Source organism: Chloroflexia bacterium SDU3-3, from assembly GCA_009268125.1.
GTDB lineage: Bacteria > Chloroflexota > Chloroflexia > Chloroflexales > Roseiflexaceae > SDU3-3.
Genome location: WBOU01000018.1, coordinates 143,153 through 151,425, shown reverse-complemented (window position 1 = coordinate 151,425; position 8,273 = coordinate 143,153). Strand labels below are relative to the sequence as shown.

The 8,273-nt window shown below is 65.2% G+C and carries 7 protein-coding genes; 2 read left to right on the top strand and 5 right to left on the bottom strand.

Features of this window, described 5'->3' with window-relative positions:
- Positions 1-500 precede the first annotated feature (500 nt).
- Complete coding sequence (locus tag F8S13_23325; protein ID KAB8140682.1) at positions 501-839, bottom strand: hypothetical protein; 339 nt, start codon at positions 837-839, stop codon at positions 501-503.
- Between the two features lie 467 nt (positions 840-1,306).
- On the opposite strand from F8S13_23325, the gene F8S13_23320 reads away from it, so the two are divergent.
- Positions 1,307-2,404: a D-hexose-6-phosphate mutarotase gene (locus F8S13_23320; protein ID KAB8140681.1), complete on the top strand. Its 1,098-nt coding sequence runs from the start codon at positions 1,307-1,309 to the stop codon at positions 2,402-2,404.
- A gap of 37 nt (positions 2,405-2,441) precedes the next feature.
- Here the strand turns inward: F8S13_23320 and F8S13_23315 are convergent, their stop codons facing one another.
- Complete coding sequence (locus F8S13_23315) at positions 2,442-3,314, bottom strand: DNA adenine methylase (GenBank protein KAB8140685.1); 873 nt, start codon at positions 3,312-3,314, stop codon at positions 2,442-2,444.
- A 252-nt stretch (positions 3,315-3,566) separates the two neighbouring features.
- On the opposite strand from F8S13_23315, the gene F8S13_23310 reads away from it, so the two are divergent.
- Entirely contained in the window at positions 3,567-5,267 is a 1,701-nt protein-coding gene (locus tag F8S13_23310) for a peptide ABC transporter substrate-binding protein (protein KAB8140680.1), read from the top strand.
- A 75-nt stretch (positions 5,268-5,342) separates the two neighbouring features.
- Here the strand turns inward: F8S13_23310 and F8S13_23305 are convergent, their stop codons facing one another.
- From F8S13_23305 to F8S13_23295, 3 genes are all read right to left on the bottom strand, one after another.
- The gene (locus F8S13_23305; GenBank protein KAB8140679.1) at positions 5,343-5,867 is read right to left on the bottom strand and encodes a hypothetical protein; all 525 of its coding nucleotides are present in this window, start codon (positions 5,865-5,867) and stop codon (positions 5,343-5,345) included.
- 468 nt (positions 5,868-6,335) lie between these two features.
- Positions 6,336-7,604, bottom strand: a complete 1,269-nt coding sequence (locus tag F8S13_23300; protein KAB8140678.1) for a DUF1911 domain-containing protein — start codon at positions 7,602-7,604, stop codon at positions 6,336-6,338.
- Positions 7,605-7,636: 32 nt separating this feature from the next.
- Positions 7,637-8,272, bottom strand: a complete 636-nt coding sequence (locus tag F8S13_23295) for a hypothetical protein (protein ID KAB8140677.1) — start codon at positions 8,270-8,272, stop codon at positions 7,637-7,639.
- Between the last annotated feature and the right edge of the window lies 1 nt (position 8,273).

Genomic DNA, 8,273 nt, shown 5'->3' with positions numbered 1-8,273 from the left:
GCAGTGCAGCTTGTTCACCCTGGCCATCGCGTGGCAAAACCGCCAGCACGCGTTCGGTCTATCCATGCCCGTTCGCTGGAAAGTGTACTTCTGACACTTCCCAAAAGTGACACCATGTGAGGGGCAATGCCCCCTCGCGGGGTCGCTAGGGGCTGGCCCCTAGCCGCCGCCCGCGTAGGGCACACACCAAACAACCAAAAAAATCATCCTCGTCGAAGCCGCACATAGTCGGCCCATCCCACAACGCTCCACGCAGCATCTATGGTCGACCCGACGCAGAGACACCCCAAACGTGACACCCTGCGCGAAACCTGCGCCCTAGCGCGTCCGCCCTTGGAGCAGCACGCGCACATCCGGCGCGGGAGCGGCGGGGAAGCGCAGCGGACTGAACGATGCGGGCAGCCGCCTCTGCGTATCCAGCAGCATCTTGATATCGGCGATCTGCTGCGCCGATCGAGTGGCCATAGCACCTGCTCACGTTCTCGCTCCGCGCGGCGGGGCTAGGCATCGGGCGCGTCAAGCGCGGGGGGAATAAGATGCACAGTGGAGCGGCGCGCACGGCGCTTGCGGTCGCCCAGCGGCTTCAGTCCGATCGTCCGCAGCACGTGCGACCTGCGCCCATAGGCCGCTACGATATATGCGCGGGTGCGCATCAGCGCCTCGTGGCGTATCTGGGCGCTGCGCAGCAGCGCGGCCCGCGCCTGCTCTACTGCGCGCTCCGCCGCATCGAGCGCATCGAGGTGCATCTGTACGTCGTCGCTCATGGCCAGCAGCGCGGGCACGCTCGGCAGCGCCGACGGCGGCGCGTAGCTGGCGATCTGGCTGATCGCCAGCACCATCGCGCGCTCCTTCTCAAGGTACTCTCTTGAAAAACGATTTCTCCCGCTTATCTCCATCGTCTTCCTCCCGCCCTGTGGCACGCTCTAGCAGCCTGAAACCCGATCTGAAACTATCATATGCCTGCTATACCTCAGCACCAGATACAGAATCATTGCGACATCGACTCTGCTTGATAGCACTCGTATGCTGCGCGCTTCTCTATCACATATGCGCAGAGTTGCTATATACATGCACCCTTATACATGCCTGCTACCTGATACGACAAAAAGAATACGGTGTTTGAGAACATAGATATGGCTGATCGCATAATCTGTGCAATGCCTTGCACAATATATATTTCTTGCTACATCGATATAACTGCCCCCATCATCACCAAGCGAGAAACACATGCACTACCAAAGCGGCAAAAGAGACCCCTATCATAGCGCGAGAAGCCCTGGGTGAGATGGCCAAGCAAGCGTAGACAATGCCCGCAGCCCTGCCCACCCGCCGCAATCGTCGAAGCAGACCATACCATCGGGGTGACAAGCGCGCGCAGGAAACATATCCACGAGCAACATCCCAGGCGAACCCGAAGACCAAGGCCCACCAGCGTGCTATAATCCGGCAGAGAACCGCATTGACACGCCCCACAGCGGGCGGGAGCATACCACCCATGACACTCACCCCAAGCGAGCTAAACGAAGCCTACGCCATCCCCGACCACGTACAGGTGCTGCCGGGCCACGAGGGCTGCGCCCCCGTGGTCGAGCTGCGCCACGGCGGCGCGGTCGCCACAGTGGCGCTGGATGGCGCGCAGGTGCTGGGCTACACCCCGGCAGGGCAGCAGCCCGTGATCTTCCTGAGCAGGCAGGCCGCATTCAAGCCCGGCAAATCGGCGCGCGGCGGCGTACCGGTATGCTGGCCCTGGTTCGGCGGCGTGCGCGACAACCCGTCCATCCCCTTCCACGGCTTCGCCCGCATGACCACATGGGAGCTGCGCCGCGCCGCCGCCACCAACGAGCACACCACGGTGGAGCTGGCCCTGGCCCCCAGCGACTTCACCCGCAGCTACTGGCCGCACGAGTTCGAGCTGAGCCTGCGCGTGCAGCTGGGCGCGCAGCTGCGGCTCGACCTGACGGCCCACAACACCGACGGACAGCCCGTGGAGCTGACCGCTGCGCTGCACACCTATTTCCGCGTGGGCGACATCGGCCAAGTTGCCATCAGCGGGCTGGATGGCGTGGGCTACATCGACAAGCTGGATGGCGAGCGCCAGAAGCTGCAGCAGGGCGACATCCGCATCGCCGAGATGGTGGACCGGATCTATGTGGGCACATCCGGCGCGTGCGTGATCGACGACGCCGCGCTGGGGCGCAGGATCGTGGTAGGAAAAGAAGGCAGCGACTCGGTGGTGGTGTGGAACCCCTGGGCCGAGGAGGCCAAGAAGATCGCCGACATGGCCGACGAGGAGTACCGCGAGTTCGTGTGTGTGGAGACCACCAACGCCGGGGGCGACGTGGTGACGCTCGCGCCGGGGGCCAGCCACACGCTCACGGCGATCATCCGCGCCGAGCCGCGCTAGGCGGGCGGCAGGGGCGGGGCTGGCCCGCCCCTGCGCGCTAGGCATCCCATCCGTACGAGCAGACGATCAGCTCCTGCACCGCGCCGCGCTTGCGGCCATCGCAGTTGATCTTGCGGCTGGCCGAGACCGCCGCGCACGAGAAACCCTCGGCCAGGTAGATCTGCCGCGTCTGCGCCGTGTCCGAGTTCGAGAGCATCACCGCCACGCCGCGCTCGGCCAGCTGGCGGGTGACATGGGCCAGGCGGCGCTGCTCGGCGGCGCCGAAGGTGTGGCCGGTGTAGTGGGTAAAGGCCGAGGTAATGCTGAGCGGGATATAGGGCGGGTCGAAGTACACCAGATCGCCCTCCTGCGCAGTGTGCAGCACATCGGCGAAATCGGCCTGGCGCAGCTCCACCGTGCGCAGCGCCGCGCTGGCCGCCGTCAGGTTCTCGGCGTCGTAGACGCGGGGCTTCTTGTAGTGGCCAAATGGCGCGTTAAACTGGTGCCTGCGGTTGAGGCGGTAGAGCCCGTTGTAGCAGGTGCGGTTGAGGAAGAGCGTGCGCGCCGCCAGCTCGACCTTGCCCAGCTGGGCGAAGCCGGGGCGGCGGTCCCAGGCCCGCACATCGAGAAAGTAGTCGCGGTCGAGCGCGTGCCGCTCGTGCTCGCGCAGGCGGTCGAGCAGCGCGGGCAGGTCGTCGCGCACCACCTGGTAGCAATCGATCAGCTCGCGGTTGTAGTCGCTCAGCACCGCGCCCTCGCGCAGGCGGCCAGCGCGGTGCAAGAAGAAGAACAGCGCCGCACCACCGAGAAACGGCTCGTGGTAGCGGCGGAACGCCCTGGGCAGACGGCGGACAAGCTCTGGCAGCAGCTGGCCCTTGCCGCCGACCCACTTGATAAACGGGCGGGCGGAGTCATGCTGGGGCTGGGGCAGACGTGCGTCGCTTCTCACGGGCGGAAACCTTCTGACAATGCGCCCTGGGCCGCAGCGCCGCGCGGGTGGCGAGGCTCAGACGCGGCGCGCCCCCGAGCTGGCAGGCCCCGCGATCCGACTGCATAGCCCAAAGAGCCAAAGACACATGCCGCGCGATTATAGCACAGGAAGATCGCGCCGCCACACGGCCACACGCCCGCGCCAAGATGGTATAATCGCCTGCTGAACCCTACAGCGAGTTAAAGACTAACTATGATTGTTCTCCCAAATCGAAACATCCTGGTGGCATCCATGGCGGGCGCGCTGCTGGCGCTGGGCCTGCTGGCGGGCTGCGCCAGCAACAACACGCCCACACCGCTGCCCACGGCCACGCCCGAGCCGACCGTCACGCCCCTGCCGCGCGGCGGCAACCTGACGATCCGCGCCGCCGACGAGGTGGCCGAGCTGCGGCCCTGGCAGCCGCGCACGCGGGCCGAGGAGCAGGTGATCGAGCTGATGTACAGCGGCCTGACCTACCTGGACGACAAGCTCCAGCCCCGCCCCGACCTAGCCGAGCGCTGGGACGCATCCGCCGATGGGCGGCTGATCACCTTCACGCTGCGCACCAACCTCACCTGGCACGACGGCACCCCCGTGACCAGCGACGATGTGGCCTACACCCTCGGCGAGCTGCGCACTATCTCGCCCACCACCTCGCTGCTGGCCGATCTGCGCGCCCGCGTGGCCCAGGTGACGCCGCTGAACGCCAGCACCGTCGAGATCTCGCTCACCGAGCGCTACGCGCCGATCTTCGCCGAGCTGGCCGTGCCCATCCTGCCCAAGCACCTGCTGAACGGAAAAAACATCGCCGAGCTGAACTTCTGGGATGCGCCGGTGGGCAGCGGGCCATTCAAGCTGGAGAAACGCGAGGCGGGGCAGTCGATCAGCCTGGCAGCCAACCCGCTATTCTACCGCGGGCCGCCGCTGCTCGACCGCGTGGTGTTTGCGGTGGCCCCCGACGCCGCCGTGGCCGCCAAGGCCATGGCCGACGGCCAGCTGCTGCTAGCCGAGCTGCCCGCCGACAGCAGGCCGATCACGGCCACGGTGCCCGACGCGCGCGTGGGCGAGTACGTCGAGAACGGCTACTACTTCCTGGGCTTCAACACGCGCCAGGGGCGGCCCTTCGCCGACGCCCAGGTGCGCAACGCCCTGGCCAAGGCCATCGACATGCCCGCCCTGGTGCGCGAGGCCACCGGCGGCGTGGGCCGCGCCATCGGCTCGGATGCCGCGCCCGGCTCGTGGGCCGACGTGGTGCCGCCGCCCACCAGCACGGTCGATCTGGCCCAGGCCCGCGCCCTGCTGGATGAGGCCGGCTGGCGCGTGCCCGACGGCGGCGCAGTGCGCCAGCGCGACGGCAAGCCGCTGGCCGCCCAGCTCTTCGTGCGCGGCGACGACCAGCGCCGCATCAAGGCCGCCAACCTGATCGCCAAGGCCGCCGCCACCGTGGGCATCAGCCTCACCGTGCAGCCCGCCGACTTCGAGACCGTGCTCTCGGCCCGCTACATGCCGCCCTACGACTTCGACCTGCTGCTGGGCAGCTGGGTCGGCGGCGCGGGCGACCCAGCGTTCGGCGACTACCTGTTCTACGACCCCGACAACTACGCGCTGTTCCACAGCAGCCAGATCAACCAGGGCGTGGCCGACATGCGGGCGGCGCTGAACTTCGTGGGCTTTAGCGACGCCCAGTACGAAAACCAGGTGGTCGCGGCCCGCCAGATCTACGACAGCGCCCAGCGCACCGACGCGCTCCAGCGCGCCCAGCAGCGCATCAGCGAGCTGAAGCCCTACCTGTTCCTGTGGAGCGACCGGCGGGTGGCGGCGCTGAGCGCCAAAGTCACCACGCTGGATGGCCCGATCAACAAGAGCACGCCGCTCTACCTCTGGAACATCGAGCGCTGGCACCTGGTGAAGTAGGCCACACCCGGCGCGACACAGCGAAGGCGGGCCGCGCTGGCCCGCCTTCACTCATGAAGCCCGCCTCACCCAGAGTCAGCGCTGCGCGCGCTGCTCAAACACCCTCATGTGCTGCTCGCGCTCCCGCCTCAGCGCCGCGCGGGCCTGATCGGCAGCCGCGCGCAGCTCCTGCTGCAGCGTGCCCGCCTTATGCTCCTCAGCGGCCCGCTTGATCAGCGAGGTCTCCTGCTTATCCTCGCGCGAGAGCTTCTGCGATGCTTTCTCCTGGCTATCGGCAGCGGCCCACGCGGCCATATCCAGATCGTGCACCAGCGCCTCAAGCGTATCGATATCTTTCTCGGTCAAGCACTGCTTGACAAAGAACCCCCGCGCATCGGCGTAGAGCTTTTTGTAGGTAGGCAGCTGGTAGTGCGTCAGGATCAGGTCTTTGGCTGTCCCGACCGTGAGATCGGCGCGGCTTCGGATGGGCGCGCCGCAGGCGGGGCAGGAGTCGGGCATCTGCACCACGCCGGGGCGCGCTGGCTCAAACCAAGTGCGGAGGGGAAATGCCGTGTGGCAGATCGAGCAGGTGTAGGGGACGCTGGGCAGGTAGCGAGGCATGGGCATCTCTCCCCACAAATACGATCAGCTACGGCGCTGAATCGCATCCGCGACATCGGCATGCAAAAACGATGGCTGGGCATCCCGCAGGTGCTCCAGCACTCGCAGGGTCGCCGCGCATGCTCTGCCCTAGATACAGCGCCTACGTGGCCACGATCTCGCCGTAGACCTTCGTGTCGTCGCCAAGGAGCAACGTCTGGCGATACGCTCCATCGGGCTGCGTCACCAGCAGGTCAAGGCTGGCGATATGGCGCTGCTTCATCTCGCTGTAGCGTGCCCCAGGCGAAGCGCGAAGGTCAGGGCGCCAAACCGTGCGTTCTCGACCGAACCCTGCGCCGTGGTCGGCAGCAGCGCCACCCAGTCGGGGTACGTTTGTATCTCATCTGCGATCTGCTGGGCAAGAAGTTCGCGCTCATAGCGATAATTCATCATCAGAATAGAAAAAAACCTGCGCCTCATGCAGAAACATCAGCCCTTGATCTCTTCACGATAGCGCTGGTATGCGCTGCGATCTGCCGCCCCCTGCTCCGAATCCTCCCACGTCCGATACATCCGCCGCCCGGTCAGGTCGCGCGGGTAGAAATAGTCATCGGCAAACGCCGCATCCTCGACCCCCTCGCACACCACAAACGCCGCCACCTCGAAGCTCCAGTAGCCAAAGAACTTCTCGCTCGACCTCAGATGCAGGTCGTGCCACGAGAGCTTCGCGGCGCTCGGGTAGTACTGGCCCAAAAACATGCGCAGCAGCTCGCCGCGCCGAGGCTCCGCGCTAGAAAGCGCCATAGCGAGCGACGTATACGGCAGCGGGTGCAGCAGATCGGGACACAATTCCCCACCTGGGCGGCGATAGGCCACTAGCCGGTCGAACAGCATATCGCGCCCGCCCTGGTTGAGCAACCCCAGCAGCCGGTCAAACAGCGCGTCATCCACATGCAGCAGGGTAGCCAGCGACACCAGCCACATGCAGGAAACATAGTGCTCATAGAACTCAAGGGCGATCCCATACGAGTCGGGGGTAGCGAGATAGGCCGCAAGCGCATCCACAATCGCGGGGAACTCGGCCCCAAGGCTCGCGATGGCGTCCCCACGAGAGTAGCGCGCAATCAGATGGGACAGCCGGTAGCGGAAGATCATATCCAACGCGATCTCGCGCCCGCCCGCATCGGTAGATGGGTCGCTCGCCATCAGCGCGAGGCGCTCCACCTCCTCACGGAGGAATCGCACGGCCACCTCGCGGTGCGCAGGGGCGAGAAACGCCTCGCGCGGGCGAAGCGGCGCAAGCTGCGGAGCGATCCCCAGCAGCGCATCATCTGGGTCAACCGCAAGATAGTCGTCGGCTCCGCTCCCAAGCACAAATGCCCAGGTGGCCAGCACCTCGCTCAGGCGCGGGGGGCGCGCCATAGCATCCTGGTAGAACCGCAGCGTGCGGGCGCAGGCACGGCGGATCGGCGCGATCTGCCACGCATCAATCCAGCGCTCACCGTTCCCACTGATCGTCACACCAGAGCGCATGGTGGCCTCCAGGCCAGCCAGCGCCACACGCTGGGCATCATCCAGCACCGCCAGATCTGGCTCGCGCAGCACCGTGGCAAGCAGGCCGAGCAGATCACCCACGCTTGGCAGCGCGCCGCTGCGCTGCTGCGACTGTTCAGCAAGGACGTTAAGCGCCAGCGCCACACTATCGGCAGGGTCATCGCCAATCACATCGCCATCAGAACCTATTGGCCACCAACCCATTGCAGCACCTACATCTTCTTAGAGAGGAAACATCAATAGAAGCGTGCAAGATCAAATCCGCGTGAGGCCGCAAAGGGGTAGTATGGCTCATCTTCCGACAGACCAAGCGCCTGGTACACCTCGCTGCGGCGATCGTTGAAGCGCAGATCCTGGTTGGTGAGCTTGGCGTTAGCCAGTGCCGCTGGGGCAATTCCCTCGTGCCGCCCAAGATAGTATCGGCAGATGTTTGGCAGCACAATCGGCGGCTTAACCTTCAGCGGAACAGAAATGCCTTGCCAACCATCAATGCCTGGCCCCAGCAAGAGGCGTACCTCGCCCCGCATCAAATACATATTCATCCCAAACGGGCTGACAAACTCAGGAAACGCCACCTGCGTCGGATCAACTGGGACATGTTCCACAATCGGCCATGTCCCATCTTTCACCAGCTGTGGTGAGACAAAATAGCCTGGGATGAGCAGATCAGACTGCTCGCCCACGGGATGATCGTAGGTGGTCTTATAGATCTCAACCAGCAGACTATTCGAGAATGCGTGCAGCGGCGATGTATCCTCGATCAGCTTGGGCTTCCAGCACTGCTTTGCCACATCCAGCATGATCCGCCCGATGCTGTAGGTTCCATCCCCAAGCGGTATTGCAAACAGGTCTCCTGTTTTATAGGTCGGCATT